General features: G+C 53.8%; 13 protein-coding genes. 7 read left to right on the forward strand and 6 right to left on the reverse strand.

Going from position 1 to position 16,187, the window contains the following annotated elements; genetic code table 11:
* Positions 1 to 10: 10 nt before the first annotated feature.
* Positions 11 to 757, reverse strand: coding sequence for a YnfC family lipoprotein (locus URZ40_RS01195; protein ID WP_395312775.1), 747 nt, complete (start codon positions 755 to 757; stop codon positions 11 to 13).
* A gap of 69 nt (positions 758 to 826) precedes the next feature.
* On the opposite strand from URZ40_RS01195, the gene URZ40_RS01200 reads away from it, so the two are divergent.
* From URZ40_RS01200 to dmsD, 3 genes are all read left to right on the forward strand, one after another.
* The gene (locus URZ40_RS01200; RefSeq protein ID WP_316379033.1) at positions 827 to 1,093 is read left to right on the forward strand and encodes a DUF1161 domain-containing protein; all 267 of its coding nucleotides are present in this window, start codon (positions 827 to 829) and stop codon (positions 1,091 to 1,093) included.
* A 132-nt stretch (positions 1,094 to 1,225) separates the two neighbouring features.
* Complete coding sequence (gene ynfE / locus URZ40_RS01205; RefSeq protein WP_320719622.1) at positions 1,226 to 3,664, forward strand: selenate/tellurate reductase subunit YnfE; 2,439 nt, start codon at positions 1,226 to 1,228, stop codon at positions 3,662 to 3,664.
* Positions 3,665 to 3,757: 93 nt separating this feature from the next.
* Positions 3,758 to 4,372, forward strand: a complete 615-nt coding sequence (gene dmsD, locus URZ40_RS01210; protein WP_166710978.1) for a Tat proofreading chaperone DmsD — start codon at positions 3,758 to 3,760, stop codon at positions 4,370 to 4,372.
* A gap of 39 nt (positions 4,373 to 4,411) precedes the next feature.
* On the opposite strand, the gene URZ40_RS01215 is transcribed toward dmsD, so the two are convergent.
* Positions 4,412 to 6,127: a SulP family inorganic anion transporter gene (locus URZ40_RS01215; protein ID WP_320719623.1), complete on the reverse strand. Its 1,716-nt coding sequence runs from the start codon at positions 6,125 to 6,127 to the stop codon at positions 4,412 to 4,414.
* Positions 6,128 to 6,261: 134 nt separating this feature from the next.
* A complete protein-coding gene (locus URZ40_RS01220) occupies positions 6,262 to 7,470 on the reverse strand; it encodes an MFS transporter (protein WP_116340211.1) in 1,209 nt (402 codons plus the stop codon).
* A 103-nt stretch (positions 7,471 to 7,573) separates the two neighbouring features.
* Here URZ40_RS01220 and URZ40_RS01225 point away from each other — a divergent pair, with 103 nt between their 5' ends.
* Positions 7,574 to 8,491, forward strand: a complete 918-nt coding sequence (locus tag URZ40_RS01225; RefSeq protein ID WP_116340213.1) for a LysR family transcriptional regulator — start codon at positions 7,574 to 7,576, stop codon at positions 8,489 to 8,491.
* 89 nt (positions 8,492 to 8,580) lie between these two features.
* Here URZ40_RS01225 and URZ40_RS01230 read toward each other — a convergent pair whose 3' ends face one another.
* Both URZ40_RS01230 and URZ40_RS01235 read right to left on the reverse strand, forming a co-directional pair.
* Positions 8,581 to 9,135, reverse strand: coding sequence for a nucleotidyltransferase family protein (locus tag URZ40_RS01230; RefSeq protein WP_302218831.1), 555 nt, complete (start codon positions 9,133 to 9,135; stop codon positions 8,581 to 8,583).
* Between the two features lie 95 nt (positions 9,136 to 9,230).
* Positions 9,231 to 10,064: a MipA/OmpV family protein gene (locus tag URZ40_RS01235; protein ID WP_320719625.1), complete on the reverse strand. Its 834-nt coding sequence runs from the start codon at positions 10,062 to 10,064 to the stop codon at positions 9,231 to 9,233.
* A 203-nt stretch (positions 10,065 to 10,267) separates the two neighbouring features.
* On the opposite strand from URZ40_RS01235, the gene URZ40_RS01240 reads away from it, so the two are divergent.
* The 3 genes from URZ40_RS01240 (at position 10,268) to URZ40_RS01250 (ending at position 12,950) form a co-directional block, all read left to right on the forward strand.
* Positions 10,268 to 10,945, forward strand: coding sequence for a response regulator (locus tag URZ40_RS01240; protein ID WP_192981418.1), 678 nt, complete (start codon positions 10,268 to 10,270; stop codon positions 10,943 to 10,945).
* 89 nt (positions 10,946 to 11,034) lie between these two features.
* Positions 11,035 to 12,333 (forward strand): HAMP domain-containing sensor histidine kinase, encoded by a 1,299-nt coding sequence (locus tag URZ40_RS01245; RefSeq protein WP_320719663.1) that lies wholly within the window; start codon positions 11,035 to 11,037, stop codon positions 12,331 to 12,333.
* Positions 12,334 to 12,470: 137 nt separating this feature from the next.
* Positions 12,471 to 12,950, forward strand: a complete 480-nt coding sequence (locus URZ40_RS01250; protein WP_116340223.1) for an Rrf2 family transcriptional regulator — start codon at positions 12,471 to 12,473, stop codon at positions 12,948 to 12,950.
* 60 nt (positions 12,951 to 13,010) lie between these two features.
* Here URZ40_RS01250 and oqxB read toward each other — a convergent pair whose 3' ends face one another.
* On the reverse strand, positions 13,011 to 16,163 hold the full coding sequence (gene oqxB, locus URZ40_RS01255; protein WP_116340225.1) for a multidrug efflux RND transporter permease subunit OqxB: 3,153 nt from the start codon (positions 16,161 to 16,163) through the stop codon (positions 13,011 to 13,013).
* Between the last annotated feature and the right edge of the window lie 24 nt (positions 16,164 to 16,187).

Genomic DNA, 16,187 nt, shown 5'->3' on the forward strand with positions numbered 1-16,187 from the left:
GGTTTTATTCTCAGTAGTACTCAATCGTATTCTTGATGGTGTACTTGCGCTCAACGGCAGGCTTAACGCTGTCGTCAGTGATGGTGAGATCGCAGCTGACCGGGTTGTTGTGTCGATCGTAGTCGCAGCTCTGCGTCACGTTGCCGAGCGGCTTGTCGTTTAACAGGCTCACGGCCGAGTAATCCATTCTTTTGCGCAGATCCTTTGACGGCGTCGACTGCACCGATAAATGCTGATCCCCGGAGACAGTGGTTTTGCCCAGCGGATAGCCATCCGCATCGTATCGATACTTCACTTCCATCTCTTTGCCGTGCGCGGCCACCACAAAGCCGTTGTCGTCGGTATCCCACGTCACCCCGGCTGACGGCAGTTCGGCCAGTTGGCATTTGCCCTGCAGCTTCACCTTACGCTGCTGGGTTTCTGCATCAATGTAGTAGTTGGCATCCAGCACCAGCGCTACGCCCGTGTTAGCCTCCAGGTCGTGCAGTTCCAGCGTATCGAAACACCCTTCCGCCGACACGGTGCCGGTAACCCGTTTGGACACTTCGCCCTTCTCGTTGAACAGCGTCTGGGTAAAGTCTTTGACCGGGCCGCGCAGAGGGTCAAAATCAAACTCGTTTGAAAAACTCGCCATCTCCGGCGTAAACGACAGCGGCGCGGAGTTGTTGTCACACCCTGCGAGAGCGGCTGCCAGGAGCGTTATCGCTGCATATTTCTTCACATTCTTTACCAATACAGAGAGATTATTCCCAATCATATTAGCAAATACAGTTGTTTACACGAAGCATGCTAAAATTAATCTATACACAGAGAAAAGGAGCTACAGATGAAACGGTTACCCTGGATTACCGCCCTGCTGTTAATGAGTGCTTCAACCGCCGCGCTGGCGGCACCCGACTCCTGCGAGCGCGTGAAAAGCGACATTCAGCAGAAGATTATCAACAACGGCGTGCCGGAGTCAGGTTTTACGCTGAGCATTGTGCCGAATGATCAAGCTGACCAGCCGGACGCGCAGGTGGTGGGCCACTGCGCCAACGACACCTTTAAAATTTTGTACACCCGTACAGGCAATGGGGCTGCGGAATCTCAGTAATTTACCTTCAATCCCCTTTGATTTGATGAGGATTAAGATCTAATACCTCCAAATAAGTAACACTCACCCCATCATTAGCCCGGTTGTAATCACGGGTAAAAATAATACGTAATCTCAATCTTGGGGTGAGCCATGTCTGAGGTCGATCATCACGGCGGTATTAGCCGCCGAACTCTCGTGAAATCTACCGCAATAGGTTCTCTGGCGCTTGCCGCTGGCGGGATCTCGCTTCCTTTTGGTCTAAAAAGCGCAGCCGCTGCGGTGCAAAATGCCGTCCAGCCTGCGGAAGATAAAGTGGTCTGGGGTGCCTGCTCGGTCAACTGCGGCAGCCGCTGCGCGCTGCGCCTGCACGTCCGCGACAATGAAGTGTACTGGGTCGAAACGGATAACACCGGTGAGGATATCTATGGTAATCACCAGGTCCGGGCCTGCCTGCGCGGGCGCTCTATTCGCCGACGCATCAACCACCCTGACCGCCTGAACTACCCGATGAAACGCGTGGGCAAACGCGGTGAGGGCAAATTTGAGCGCATCACTTGGGATGAAGCGCTGGACGCTATCACCGCCAGCCTGAAAGACGTGGTCGACAAATACGGCAACGAAGCGGTGTATATTAACTACTCCTCCGGCATTGTCGGCGGCAATATCACCCGTTCCTCTCCTTACGCTTCGCTGGTGGCGCGCCTGATGAACTGCTACGGCGGTTTTCTGAGCCACTACGGCACCTACAGCACGGCGCAAATCGCCTGCGCCATGCCCTATACCTACGGCAGCAATGACGGGAACAGCACCTCGGATATTGAAAACACCAAACTGGTGGTGATGTTCGGCAATAATCCGGCGGAAACGCGCATGAGCGGCGGCGGGATTACGTATTATCTGGAGCAGGCTCGCGAGCGGTCCAACGCGCGCATGATTGTCATCGACCCGCGTTACACCGACACGGCAGCCGGACGCGAAGATGAATGGATCCCGATCCGTCCGGGTACTGATGCCGCACTGGTGGCAGCTATTGCCTGGGTATTGATCGACGAAAACCTGGTCGACCAGCCGTTCCTGGACAAATACTGCGTTGGCTATGACGAAAAAACGCTGCCGGAAGGCGCCCCCGCGAATGGTCACTATAAAGCGTATATTCTCGGCCAGGGGGATGACAACACGGCGAAAACGCCTGAATGGGCCTCGCACATCACCGGCATTCCGGTAGATCGTATCGTCAAGCTGGCCCGCGAAATCGGCTCCGCGAAGCCGGCCTACATCTGCCAGGGCTGGGGACCACAGCGCCAGGCGAACGGCGAGCTGACCTCCCGCGCCATCGCGATGCTGCCGATCCTCACAGGTAATGTGGGGATCAACGGTGGCAACAGTGGCGCGCGCGAATCCAGCTACACCATCACTATTGAACGTATGCCGCTGCCGGAAAATCCGGTTAAAACGCAAATATCCTGCTTTAGCTGGACGGATGCCATAGTCCGTGGCCCGGAAATGACCGCCCTGCGCGACGGGGTGCGCGGTAAGGATAAGCTGGACGTGCCGATTAAGTTCATCTGGAACTACGCGGGCAACACCATTATTAACCAGCACTCCGATATCAATAAAACTCACGAGATCCTGCAGGACGAAAGTAAATGCGAAACGATCGTCGTCATTGATAACTTCATGACCTCGTCAGCGAAGTACGCCGATATCGTGTTACCCGACCTGATGACCGTCGAACAGGAAGACATCATTCCTAACGATTATGCAGGCAACATGGGCTACCTGATTTTCCTCCAGCCCGTGACTGCACCGAAGTTTGAGCGTAAGCCCATCTATTGGATCATGAGCGAAGTGGCAAAACGCCTCGGGCCGGATATTCATCAGAAATTTACCGAAGGGCGCACGCAGGAAGAGTGGCTGCAGTATCTGTATGCCAAAATGCTCGCAAAAGATCCCGCACTACCGTCCTATGACGAGCTGAAAAAAATGGGCATTTATAAGCGCAAAGATCCGAACGGACACTTTGTGGCCTATAAAAAATTCCGCGAGAACCCGGAAGCCAATCCGCTGAAAACGCCATCGGGCAAGATTGAAATTTACTCCAGCAAGCTGGCGAAGATTGCGGCGACCTGGGAGTTGGCAAAAGACGAGACCATTAGCCCACTGCCCGTGTACGCATCGACCTTTGACGGATGGGATGCGCCCGAGCGTGCGCAGTTCCCGCTGCAGCTGTTCGGTTTCCACTTTAAAGCCCGAACCCACTCGAGCTATGGCAACGTCGACGTGCTGAAAGCGGCCTGCCGCCAGGAGGTCTGGCTTAATCCTGTCGATGCCGAAAAACGCGGCATCAGGAACGGCGATACGGTGCGCGTCTTTAATAGTCGCGGTGAGGTGCGAACTGAAGCAAAAGTGACGCCACGCATCATGCCCGGCGTGAGCGCCATGGGCCAGGGTGCCTGGCACGATGCCAATATGAGTGGCGATCGTATCGACCACGGCTCATGCATCAACACGCTGACGACCCATCGACCTTCTCCGCTGGCAAAAGGCAACCCGCAGCACACCAATCTGGTGCAGATTGAGAAGGTGTAAAAGGTGAAACGCGAGACCATAGTTTAATCTATGGTCAGTATTATCGGTTATCACAGTCGCGCGGGCGTCGTCCGCGCAAGCAAGGAAAGTTTTATGGAAGACGTCTCACATCGTGAATCGTTCGCGTTCAGTGCCAGGGTACTGGGCGCGCTGTTTTATTTCGCTCCCGACAGCGAGCAGGCCGCGCCGCTGGTGAGCGCTCTCACCGCTGGCGAATGGGTTCAGGACTGGCCCCTGCCGCCGGAAGCGCTGCAGCCCGTTGCCGATACGTTTGCCTCATCTTCCGATGAACCGCTGACCGACGCTTGGCAACGGCTGTTTATTGGTCCTTATGCCCTGCCCGCTCCGCCGTGGGGTTCCGTCTGGCTGGACCGTGAATCCGTGCTGTTTGGCGATTCGACCCTCGCGCTGCGACAGTGGATGCGGGAGAACAATATCGCGTTTGAGATGCAGCAACAGGAACCGGAAGATCACTTTGGCACGTTGCTAATGCTCGCGGCGTGGCTGGCCGAGAATGGCCGCGAAGCGGAGTGCGCTCAGCTTCTGGCGTGGCACCTCCTGCCGTGGAGCACCCGCTTCCTGTCAGTGTTTGTCGATAACGCCGGGCATCCGTTTTATACCGCGCTGGGCAGGCTTGCGCAGCTGACGCTGGCGGACTGGCGATCCGGACTGCTTATTCCGGTTGCGGAAAAGACGCTGTATCGCTAGAGGTGTGGCTTGCTCGCCGGTGGCGGGCAAGCCTTTAACTTATACCTCGCCACCTGATTCACTCGCACTCTCTTTACTCTGAATGAACCGAAGTGCCAGATAGAGGTCTGGCGCCAGAATCATGTCATCATCATTCATCGTTGGCCGACTCTCTTTAAACCAGCGCGTTAATTCCGTTTTTCTGCCCGCCAGGATTAACGTAATCTTTCGCCCCTTCAGGTCACGCTTTAACTCATTAATGGTTGCCAGGACGCTGATGTCTGAATAGGTGAAGCAAGCAACGGCATCAATGACCACCCATTTAGGTTGTAATGCAGTACCATCAACCAGGTTCAATACCCGACGTTTAAAATAAGCCACATTAAAATAGGTCAACGGTGAGTTAAATCGATACATCAGCACGCCCGGGACCATTTTAATATCGGTTGTATTACCTAATGAGTGAATCATTCCATCTTCGTCAGTGCCCAACAAGTGCTCAGAGGGACGAAACACTGTACGAAGGAACTGTAACAGGCCAAGCAACACCGCAAGGCCGATCCCCTGGATAACGCCGATAATTAAAACACAGCCAAAAGTGAAGAAGGCCAGGCGGAATGCCTGTTTATTTCTGCGCCTCAGGTTCCAGAGCCCACGTAAATCAATTAATGACCACGAGGCATACATTAGAACAATACCTAATGCAGATACCGGAATAAATTGTAATGGCTGGGTGAAAAATACCACAACGATACCGATGAGTAAGGCCGCGACTATGGAAACCAGCTGACTTTTCCCACCCACTGAATCATTAACCGCGGTCCGGGAATCAGCTCCACTGATAGCAAAACCCTGGGATAACCCAGACATAATGTTCGCAATACCCAGTGCTCTGAACTCAGCATCAGCATTGATTTCATAACCATTTTTCGCGGCGAAACTGCGGGCGGTCAGCATCAGACTCACAAAACTGACCAAAGCCAGGTTCAGCGCCGGGATCACCAAATCACGCATCGGACCAGGCTGGAATTCCCCCCAGTTAACGACGGGTAAGCCCGACTGGAAGCCATCTCCCCCAATCGTGGCGATACCATACTGTTGCGCAGATGTTCCCCACACCAGAACCGTTGTCAGCACAATGGCAATCAACGGTGCTGGCCAGTGGCTACGATACGTTTTAATAACCATTAAAATAATTAACGTTAAAAGTGATATCCCTATGGTTAATAAATGGCTGTCTGACAATCGGCCTGGCAAGGCTATTATTTTTTCAATAACCTGTGCTTCATCTAGCTTGATCCCTAAAACCTTGCCTAATTGCCCGACAATAATCGTCACGGCTACGCCATTTAGCAAACCCGTAAGAATGGGATGAGAAAGCAGATCGGCAAGTGCGCCCAGACGAAACTTACTGGCAAGTAGGCACCACCCGCCCATCATCAATGTCATGATAATCGTCAGTTGCCAGTGCAGTTCGGGATTACCTGCAGAAAGCGGAAAGACGACGGCCGCAATCACCGCGCAGGTTGTGGCATCAGGGCCAACAATAAGCTGACGTGAAGAACCAAACAGTGCATACGCTATCATCGGTAAAACGCACGAATAAAGCCCCACTATTGCCCCAACCCCTGCCAGCTCAGCATAAGCAATAGCTACGGGTAGCGCTACAGCCGCAACGGATAACCCGGCTTTAACATCCTGTTTTAGCCAGCTTTTATCGTAGGCTAACAAATTTTGTAACCCTGGCATGTAGTTTAATAAAACTCTTCCGAACACGTTATTCTCCGGATATAGATATCACCCACGTAATATTGGCACACTTCTTTACGAGGTTCTGGCTTTCAAATGCTCCGGATAAAGGATCGCGTTGCATCGATCCGTTGTACTCACAGCCAAAAGCGGACGTTATGCTAATCAATGACGAGAAGATCGGGTTGGTTCTTACGTTTAGCCAGTTTCTTTTGCAAAATGATAACGATGATTGGGAACCCTAATGCGGAAATGGCGCTTACCGTTAGTAACGTGTTCATTTTTTGTTGTGACATGTCATGCCCAGGTAATAAAAAAGAAGACAAAAAAAATGCGATCGTTGTAATCAAATACATCATTGATGTTTGTAATGACATGAATCCTGCGCGTTGCCTGTTATCAGGAAACTGAATCGTAACCGCCGAAGATGAAACCAGACGACTATAAGATGCACCGAGAAATAAAGTAATAAATAGCGCCGGATGCGGAAGCCCCAGGATTGGAATGAGCAAACTCAGAATAAAAACGATAGTTGAAGCTGTCGCCAGAACCACAGCAGAAAAACGTGTCGTTAACACGCCTGTCATTTTTGTCGACAGGTACCCTGCCATCCCCCCGCCGAAGAATAGCCAGGACAACATGTCCTGAGAAGCGCCAGGCTGCTGTAACAGTAATGGTACCAGAACAGGAACGACCAGCATTGGGCTAAACTGTACAAGCGCATTAGCGGAAGCAAACAGTAAAATATCCACATTGAGAGGCTGCGAATGGGGTGTCTCGAAAGAAACGCGATCTTGTGGAATGACGGTGATAATCAGTGGCAACGCCAACAAACACAGCGTACTGATGAACCACAAAGCGATATGCCAGCCATAATGAGTACATAAAAATAATATTGTGGGCATTCCCGCAATGCTTACTATCGAAAATGACGCAATCACCGCCGCTAACATTTTTCCACGCAAGTGAGTCGGTGCGTGGTTTATCAATATACTGATACCCACCCCCATTGTGGTACCGCCCAACAATCCTGCACAGAATCGTAATGTAAGCAAAAGGCTAAAACTGGAAGTCAATGTCGTTAAAAAGGTCAGCAGCCCCAGGAGAGCCATATTGGCGATGAGAAAGCGTTTCTTATTAAAACGACCGATCCAGTAAAAAGCGATAATGCCCGACAGAACGGCACCTGTTGTGTACAGGCCGGAAACGTAGCCTGAGAAGGATACGGGAACAGCAAAATCAGCCGCCATAAAAGCAAAAATAGGGTTGAACATCATATATTCCAGCGCATTCGTGAACTGGATAAAAGCGATTACAGCAGCGATTCGTGTGAGTGTTTTATGATTTAACGTTTTTGTGACCAGTGGCATAGCAGGCGACCTGTGGATGAAAGATCTCCGAGTTTAACCGCTATCAAATCTGTTCATTAGATGGTAAAAATGGCACTTATTGTTATCATTTATGGGATAATCAATGCGGCCGCCTCTGGATTTTAATACCCTGAAAGTGTTCATTGCTGTGGTTGAAAAAGAGAGTTTTGTTGGGGCATCCAGGGCGCTGGAAATGCCGACATCAAATGTGAGTCGTTGTATTTCTCAGTTAGAAGACAAACTCAATCTTCAGCTTATAGAGCGCAGTACCCGCCATATGAAACTCACCCAAGCGGGCCACCTGCTCTATAACCGAGCGAAGCCAATACTGGAGGCACTTGAGCAAACTGAAACAGAATTAACGTTGCGGCAAATGCAGCTTAAGGGCCCGTTACGTATCTGTATTCCTAATGAAATAGGCCCGGTCTTGCTGGGATCTATAGTTGCCGATTTCGCCTGTCAGCACCCGGATCTGGAAATTAGCTGCGTCACAAATTTGTCTGGCTTTGAATCCGTTCGTGACGATCTGGATTTAGCGATCATTGTCACCCGTGGCCAGATGGATGACAGTGACTACATCGCTCGCCATCTGGTGACTATCCCTTGTACCATCGTTGCTGCACCTTCTGTCATTCAACGTTATGGCACCCCTTCTCATATACAGCATTTTGAAGAATTACCCTGTATTACAACCGTAAGCGCACTTAAAGGTGCTCCCTGGCAGTTTGTTAATAAAAAGGGGGGATTCGAGACGATAAAGGTTAAAGGCCACTACCGGGTAAACAGCGGAGAGATGGCAGGACGAGCGGCTGTAGCAGGTGTCGGTTTTGCCATTCTATCGAAACAAGCCTGCCAACCCTACATCAACGATGGACGGCTAATCGAGCTTAACTTTGAACAATCCCCTGCTCCACTGCAATTGTTCGCACTTTATTCAGATCGGCGCTACTTGCCTGCTAAAACACGAGCGCTCATAGATTTCATGCATCAGAAATTGAGTAATATATCTTGCGTAACATAAGGCTCACGATCGTGTGCAACAGGTCATCTGTAAGGTTCACAGGCATAAGCGCCCAACAGACAGATTAGACTTTAAGCTATTAATTATGCTCAATTAATAAGTCGCAGTTGAGGATAACGTTCTAACCACCGCTTCTCTTCAACGCGCCGCCTGAATACGTCATATTTTTCCCGCTCAAACGCAGGCGTTGGTCTTAAACTCAGCTCAAACAGGTCATTAAGACCATAGGGTGCAATGACCTCAATAACATCGTTAGCGCCCAGCCTGACGCCTACAGCCGTCGCAGTTTCGGGCCAGTACAACAGCGCATTTTCTGTTGAGCGATAGGGATTATCACCATTACGCAGATGCATCCTGGCTTGATTCTTTACGGACCAGTCAAAAGCGGGCATCCGTTGCTTAAGTTTTTCTTCCAGATGACGTTCATCGTCTGGCGTACACCATTCGGGATCGAACCAGACCACATCCACATCGCCTGAAAAGGACTTTTTCCAATAGGCATGCAAGTGATCCCATACGGCATCCCTGACAAAACCCGCGCCTATCCAGCAATCAGGAAGTTGCAAATCACGAACCGCGTAAAGCACCTGCATTCGTGAAGGATCAAGTGACAATATTCTCTGCAATGAATTTAAATAATCCATCATTATTCCCGTCATCAAAAGCACCGCCCCGTCATCTTAACCGGAGCGGCTCAAATTCGTCGCTATTGCGCGCTCAAACTCATAAGCAACCGCCATCAAAAACTGTACGTCACCTTCAAACTCCCCGTGGGGGACGTTTTACGTTGTACGATCGGGCTGTCACCCGCATCCCCCGTCAGTTGCGTAACCCCCGCAGCGGCAAGCACGCTCCAGCGCGAGGTGAGCTTGTGGGTCCAGTCAAGATTCATAGACCAGGCATAAATCCCTGCCCCGGCGTCATGTCGGGCAAACCCCGATGCGCTCGACTGAGCGTCCCTGACGCCATAGTACGTCTGCATATACTTGCCGGATCCCCAACTGCCGGTCAGCGCCAGCGTCACCTCATTTTTTGATGAGGCATAGATCGGGCTGGAAATGCCGAAATGCACCGCCTCTCCGTTGTCTCTCTCAGAAACCGGCACCTCAGCCTGCAGCTGCAGATGAAGCCAGTCGGTCACCTTGTACCCCAGCCCGGGCACAACGATTGCCGAGCCTTTTATCTCGCCCATTCCACGCAGCTCGTCGCTGCCGGAGGCGATCGAATCGCTGCTGACGTCTTTATCTTTACGGCCTGCGCGATAGCTCAGGGCAGCGCTGTAATCGAAATTACCGATGTTATTGCCGTAACCGATACCCCGCGTGGTGCTGATAAAGAAGCCATTCGCCATCGAATAATCCACCACCTGAGCCGCGCTGACGCGGCTTTTATCCGAACCCGAGTAGCGTGGCGCGACGTCCGCGCCGCCCCCCAGAGTTAAGACATTACCCTTCTGCTCTGCCGCCATTACCGGGGTGGCCAGTAACGCCAGAACAACGCCCGGCACTATGCTTTTTAGTCTGAAGCCCGAAAGTGAATGGAGGAACGTATGACGCAGTTCGATGTTTCTCATTAAAGAAGCCCTTATGGATTCAAATGGTTGCGATGCAAGCGGTTAAACGCCAGGACGCCCATTTTGAATACCGACCCTAAGGTTCTTATGAGCCGAAAATGAAGAAACGCTGAAGCGCGAGCCGGTGCTGTAAACCGGACCGATTTCCTGCTACCGTTTTTTTCTTAAGTTGTTCTTCATCCACGGTTGTTACAGTTATCAATGTGAAAATTTTACTAATCGAAGACGACCTGGATCTTGGCAATGGCGTGCGTATCGCCCTTTCAGATCAAGGACTTGATGTCATATGGGTTCGCCGTAAAGAGGATGCGCTGCATCAGCTTGACGTCTGCGCGCCGGAACTTGTTTTGCTCGACCTGGGGCTGCCCGACGGCGACGGCATGAGCCTGATGACGCGTTTGCGCCAGCAGCTGAAGGGGATCCCCGTCATCATCCTGACGGCGCGAGGTACGCTGCAGGATCGCCTGTGCGGGCTGGATGCCGGTGCAGACGACTATCTTGTCAAACCCTTCGTTCTCGCCGAACTGCTGGCGCGAGTCAGGGCTCTTGCCCGACGCAGCTATGGTTTTGAAAATGAGGCAATAGAGATCCGGGACTTATCGCTTCATGTACCGACGCGTCGCGTGACGGTGAGTGCGCGTCACGTTGAATTGACGGCCAGTGAATATGCGCTTCTTGAAACGTTGATGCTGCGCGCTGACCGGGTGATTACCCGACGTTTTCTGGAAGAAAGGATATTCGGCAACAAAGAAAATCTCAGTAATGCGCTCGACGTCCATATGGGGAATTTGCGGCGGAAAATTGGTGAAGGCTATGTGCGAACGGTGCGGGGCGTCGGATACGTCATTGATACCGTTGCTGTTCAGAAGGTGACGGGTTAATGCGAAACGTCTGGTACCTCCTGAAGCGTCCCACGCTGGTACGGCGAATTATCATCGCCCAGATGGCGCTGCTCACCCTGCTGTAGTGTATTTTTTTGACCTTCATATTGTTGGAGGACCTGCGTAGCCCTCCGATACTCACGGGCAGTAAGACCTACGAAACCATTTTTACTCTGGTTGATCATATTGGCGAGCGCCCGCAGGACCGTAACGAGGTGCTGGAAGCGTTCAGTAAGGCGTTGCGGGAAGGCTATGGCGGCGGCGAAGATCCCGCATTATCAATCAACCTCATCGTTCGTAAGAATAACGCAATCATTTTTTCATCGGATGGCGCTCCGACGGGGGTAATGAACACCAGGCTGGGGGAAATGCAGCGTGTTCAGAGTGACGGTCGTACCTGGACCAGCCGTACCCTTAAGTCCCCTCGTTCCGACGTGGAAGTTACGCTTTTCACCCCGGCCGGCAGTTGGAACTTCTTTATCTATCTGAACTCACGCGGCTACTACATTATGCCGCTGCTGGTCTGTATTCCTTTTCTTCTGTTTCCCGCGTGGCTGTCGATCCGCATTGCGATGCGTCCCTGGAGCAAGGTGGTGAATGAAATTTCATTACGCAGGCCAGACGATCTCTCTCCCTTAAAAGCCGGCCCCAGGCACAGGGAGCTTCGCAAAATGGTGGACGCGATAAACGATTTTCTTGCCAGAGTGCGGGAAAGCGCTGAACGGGAACGGGTTTTCATTGCTGACGCCGCGCACGAGCTGCGTACGCCGCTGGCAGCGATGCGCATCAACGTGGAGGCGCTGCAGTCCTGGGCGAGCAGCGAGAGCCAGCGGCAGCTGCTTGCAGGGATTGTGCGCAGCAACAGCCGGGCGGCTCGGCTCGTCAACCAGCTGCTGCTGATGATGCACAGTGAAGCGCGCATTGACACCGCGATGGAGCCCGTGCCGCTGACGTCACTCATACAAGAGCGAATGGCTGCGCTGGAGCCGCTGGCGTCCGGGCGCAGGATTGAGCTGGAATTCTTCGCTGAGGATGAAATCTGGATCGCTGGCGTCCGGGAACGTCTGATGTCGCTGATAGACAATCTTATTGAAAACGCCGTGAAGTACAGTCCTGAGGGCGGACGGATTCAGGTAGAGGTACGCTCAGCAGATAAATCAGCCCAAATACGCGTCTCCGATGAGGGGCCGGGCATTCCGGTTGAATTGCGCGAGCGCGTCTTCGACCGGTTTTTCCGCGATCCCAATCAGGTGCAGAGCGGAAGCGGACTGGGGCTTGCCATCGTCAAAGCGGTTGCACTGCAACATAACAGCAGTGTAAACCTGAGTACCTCAGCGGAAGGTGGCCTCCTGGTGACGGTTGACTTCCCGGACCGCACGTTTAGCTAAACCGGAACAGGGTGTTCGATCGCAAATGCCGCAGATTGCTTCAAAAAAATTACCGTATTTGTTATATTGTTGTTTATTGCTTATTCACCTCTGCGGTGCCAAAAAGAACAAGATTCACCGCTACCCAGGAAAGAGAAATGTTAGATTACCGCTTCCCGACAGCTTTGCAGATGGTTCTCAGCGTAGCGATGGCGGAGCAACTAGGTGAACGTTCGACAAGTGCAATTCTGGCCTACGGCCTGGAAGCCAATCCGAGCTTTATCCGCAAATTGATGGTTCCACTCACGCGCGACGGCATTATCGTCTCAACGCTTGGCCGCAACGGCTCTATTCATCTTGGTCGTCCACCGGAAGAGATCACCCTGCGCGATATCTACCTTTCGGTCACCGAAGATAAAAAACTCTGGGCGTCGCGCCCTGACGTGCCGGCCCGCTGCGTGGTCAGCGCGAACGCCTGCTGGTACTTTAAATCGATTTCCGAAGAAGCGGAGCAGGCATCGCTCGCGGTATTAGCGCGCCACACCGTGGCAAGCGCGCTGGACGAGGTTAAAAAAGCCGATACCAGCGGGTGCGATCCTTTACCTGAACTTATTGCCCAGTACAAAAAAGCCCATTAATTTTCGCGAAAAAAAACCGCCTTTACGATAAAGGCGGTTTTTTTGTTATCTGCGATATCCCTACGCGGGCAGAACCTCTCTTTCCACTTTGCCGCGCGTCACAAACTTACGCAGCGTCACGTAGAATACCGGTGTCAGGAACAGGCCAAACAGCGTTACGCCGAGCATCCCGGAGAAGACCGTGATCCCGGTGACGCCACGCACTTCTGCGCCCGCGCCGTGGCCGAGGATCAGCGGAATGGTCCCGGCGATAAAGGCGATGGAGGTCATCACAATCGGACGCAAACGCAGGCGGCACGCTTCAAGCGCAGCTTCCATGATGCCTTTGCCCTGAATTTCCAGCTCGCGGGCAAACTCCACGATAAGAATCGCGTTTTTACACGCCAGCCCCATCAGCACCACCAGCCCCACCTGCACGAAGACGTTGTTATCGCCACCGGTCAGCCAGACGCCAAACAGTGCGGAGAGCATCGTCATCGGCACGATGAGGATCACCGCCAGCGGCAGCGTCCAGCTTTCATACAGCGCCGCCAGCACCAGGAACGCCAGCAGCACCGCGACCGGGAAGACGATCAGTGCCGTATTACCCTGGGTGGCCTGCTGGAAGCTCAGGTCCGTCCATTCTATGTTCATCCCGTTCGGCAGGATTTGCTTAGACATCGCGTCCAGCTGCGTCATCGCCTGAGCGGACGAGAGCACGCGCGGGTCGGCATCGCCGATCAGATCTGCCGCCGGGTAGCCATTGTAGCGGATCACCGGGTCCGGCCCGTAGGTGGTCGTGATTTTTACCATGCTGCCAATCGGCACCATTTCGCCCTGACTATTCCGGGTGCGTAAATTCGCAATATCCTCCACGCTGTCGCGGAACTGCCCGTCTGCCTGCGCCATCACGCGCCAGGTACGCCCGAACTGGTTGAAGTCGTTCACGTACGACGAGCCCAGATAGGTTTGCAGCGTACCGAACAGATCGGTCAGCGACACGCCCTGCGCTTTTGCCTTATCGCGGTCAACCTGCACGTCCAGCTGCGGAACGTTAGCCTGGTAAGTGGAGATTGGGAAATGCATTCCCGGCGTCTGCATAATTGCACCGGACATGGTGTTCACCGCGTTTTGCAGCGCACCATAGCCCAGGCCCGCGCGATCCTGAATGTACAGCGAGTAGCCCGATCCCTGGCCCAGGCCCAGAATCGGCGGCGGCAGGATGGAGAAACCAAAGCCCTGCTGGATTTGCGCGATTTTGGCGTTGATCTCCGCGTTAATTTCCGCCGCTGAGTGCTTGCGCTGGTCAAACGGCTTCAGGCCAAAGAAGACCGTCCCGGTATTCGGCGTGTTGGTGAACTGCAGCGCGTTCAGCCCTGGAAACGCGACCGCGTAATCCACGCCTTCGGTGTTCATGCCAATTTCGCTCATTTTGCGGATCACCGCGTCGGTGCGGGCCAGCGACGAGCCTTCCGGCATCTTCACGCCGCCAATCAGGTAAAGCTTATCCTGGGTCGGAATAAACCCGCCGGGCACCGCTTTAAACATGACGCCCGCGGCACACAGCAGCAGAAGATAAACCACAAACACCGCGCCGCGTCGGCCAAGCGTTTTGCCCACCAGCCCCTGATAGCCGTTCGAGCTACGATGGAAAAAGCGGTTAAACGGACGGAAAATCCAGCCGAACAGGCGATCAATAAGCCGGGTCGGGAAGTCTTTCGGCGCGCCGTGCGGTTTTAACAGTAGCGCGGCCAGCGCCGGAGAGAGCGTCAGCGAGTTGATGGCGGAGATCACCGTGGAAATCGCGATCGTCACCGCAAACTGCTTGTAGAACTGACCGGTAACGCCGGAGAGGAACGCCATCGGCACGAACACCGCGCACAGCACCAGCGCAATCGCGATAATCGGCCCGGAGACCTCACGCATCGCCTGATGCGCCGCCGCAAGCGGCGCAAGCCCCTCTTCGATATTTCGCTCGACGTTTTCCACCACCACGATGGCGTCGTCCACCACGATGCCGATGGCCAGCACCAGCCCGAACAGGCTGAGGGTGTTAAGCGAAAAGCCCAGCAGATAGAGAATGCTGAACGTCCCCACCACCGACACCGGCACCGCGATCAGCGGAATGATCGACGCGCGCCAGGTTTGCAGGAACAGGATCACCACCAGTACAACCAGCACCACCGCTTCCAGCAGGGTTTGCACCACCGCACGGATGGAGTCGCGCACGAAAACCGTCGGATCGTAAGGTGCCGCCCATTTCATATCTTCCGGGAAACGGGTGGACAGTTCCTCCATTTTCGCGCGCACCGCGTTAGACAAATCGATGGCGTTTGCTCCCGGTGACTGGAAGATACCAATCCCGACCGCGTCTTTATTGTTAAGCTGGGAACGCAGCGCATAGCTGCCGGAACCCATCTCGATACGCGCCACGTCGCGCAGGCGGACGACCGAACCGTCCTCCGACGTTTTCAGGACAATGTTGCCAAACTCTTCTTCGGTATGCAGACGGCCCTGAGCGTTAATGGAGATCAGGAAATCGCTCTCTTTCGGCAGCGGCTCGGCGCCAAGCTGCCCGGCGGACACCTGCACGTTCTGCTCCTGCATTGCCGTGACCACGTCCGAGGCGGTCAGCCCGCGGGCCGCAACCTTGTTCGGGTCCAGCCAGATGCGCATGGCGTATTCACCGGAGCCAAAAATCTGGATCTGCCCGACGCCGGGCAGACGCGCCAGCTCGTCCTTCACCTTCAGCGTGGCGTAGTTGCGCATGTACAGTGAATCGTACTTACCGTTGGGCGAGAACAGATGCACCACCAGCGTAAGCGTTGGTGACTGCTTCTGCGTCGTGATGCCCAGGCGCCGCACGTCTTCCGGTAGACGCGCCTCGGCCTGCGCTACGCGGTTTTGCACCTGTACCTGCGCCTGATCCGGATCGGTACCTGGACGGAACGTGACGGTCGTGACCAGCACGCCGTCCGAGCCGGCGACGGATTTCATGTACATCATGTTCTCGACGCCGTTGATCGCCTCTTCCAGCGGCGTCGCCACGGTCTCGGCAATCACTTTCGGGTTGGCGCCCGGATACTCTGCGCGCACCTGCACGCTTGGCGGTACGACGTCAGGATACTCGCTCACCGGCAGCAGCGGGATGGCGATTAATCCTGTGATAAAAATCAGAATCGACAGTACGGCAGCGAAAATGGGCCTGTCGATGAAAAAGCGGGAAAAGTCCATGGGAAGGATTCTCAGGTCAAGTGA

This window comes from Enterobacter sp. 296B2 (genome assembly GCF_034106185.1).
GTDB lineage: Bacteria > Pseudomonadota > Gammaproteobacteria > Enterobacterales > Enterobacteriaceae > Enterobacter > Enterobacter cloacae_N.

Bases quoted from the DNA above. Each gene is read 5' to 3' on its own strand.
- URZ40_RS01195 (WP_395312775.1), bottom strand. From the start codon at position 757: ATGATTGGGAATAATCTCTCTGTATTGGTAAAGAATGTGAAGAAATAT.
- URZ40_RS01200 (WP_316379033.1), top strand. From the start codon at position 827: ATGAAACGGTTACCCTGGATTACCGCCCTGCTGTTAATGAGTGCTTCA.
- ynfE (WP_320719622.1), top strand. From the start codon at position 1,226: ATGTCTGAGGTCGATCATCACGGCGGTATTAGCCGCCGAACTCTCGTG.
- dmsD (WP_166710978.1), top strand. From the start codon at position 3,758: ATGGAAGACGTCTCACATCGTGAATCGTTCGCGTTCAGTGCCAGGGTA.
- URZ40_RS01220 (WP_116340211.1), bottom strand. From the start codon at position 7,470: ATGCCACTGGTCACAAAAACGTTAAATCATAAAACACTCACACGAATC.
- URZ40_RS01225 (WP_116340213.1), top strand. From the start codon at position 7,574: ATGCGGCCGCCTCTGGATTTTAATACCCTGAAAGTGTTCATTGCTGTG.
- URZ40_RS01230 (WP_302218831.1), bottom strand. From the start codon at position 9,135: ATGGATTATTTAAATTCATTGCAGAGAATATTGTCACTTGATCCTTCA.
- URZ40_RS01235 (WP_320719625.1), bottom strand. From the start codon at position 10,064: ATGAGAAACATCGAACTGCGTCATACGTTCCTCCATTCACTTTCGGGC.
- URZ40_RS01250 (WP_116340223.1), top strand. From the start codon at position 12,471: ATGTTAGATTACCGCTTCCCGACAGCTTTGCAGATGGTTCTCAGCGTA.
- oqxB (WP_116340225.1), bottom strand. From the start codon at position 16,163: ATGGACTTTTCCCGCTTTTTCATCGACAGGCCCATTTTCGCTGCCGTA.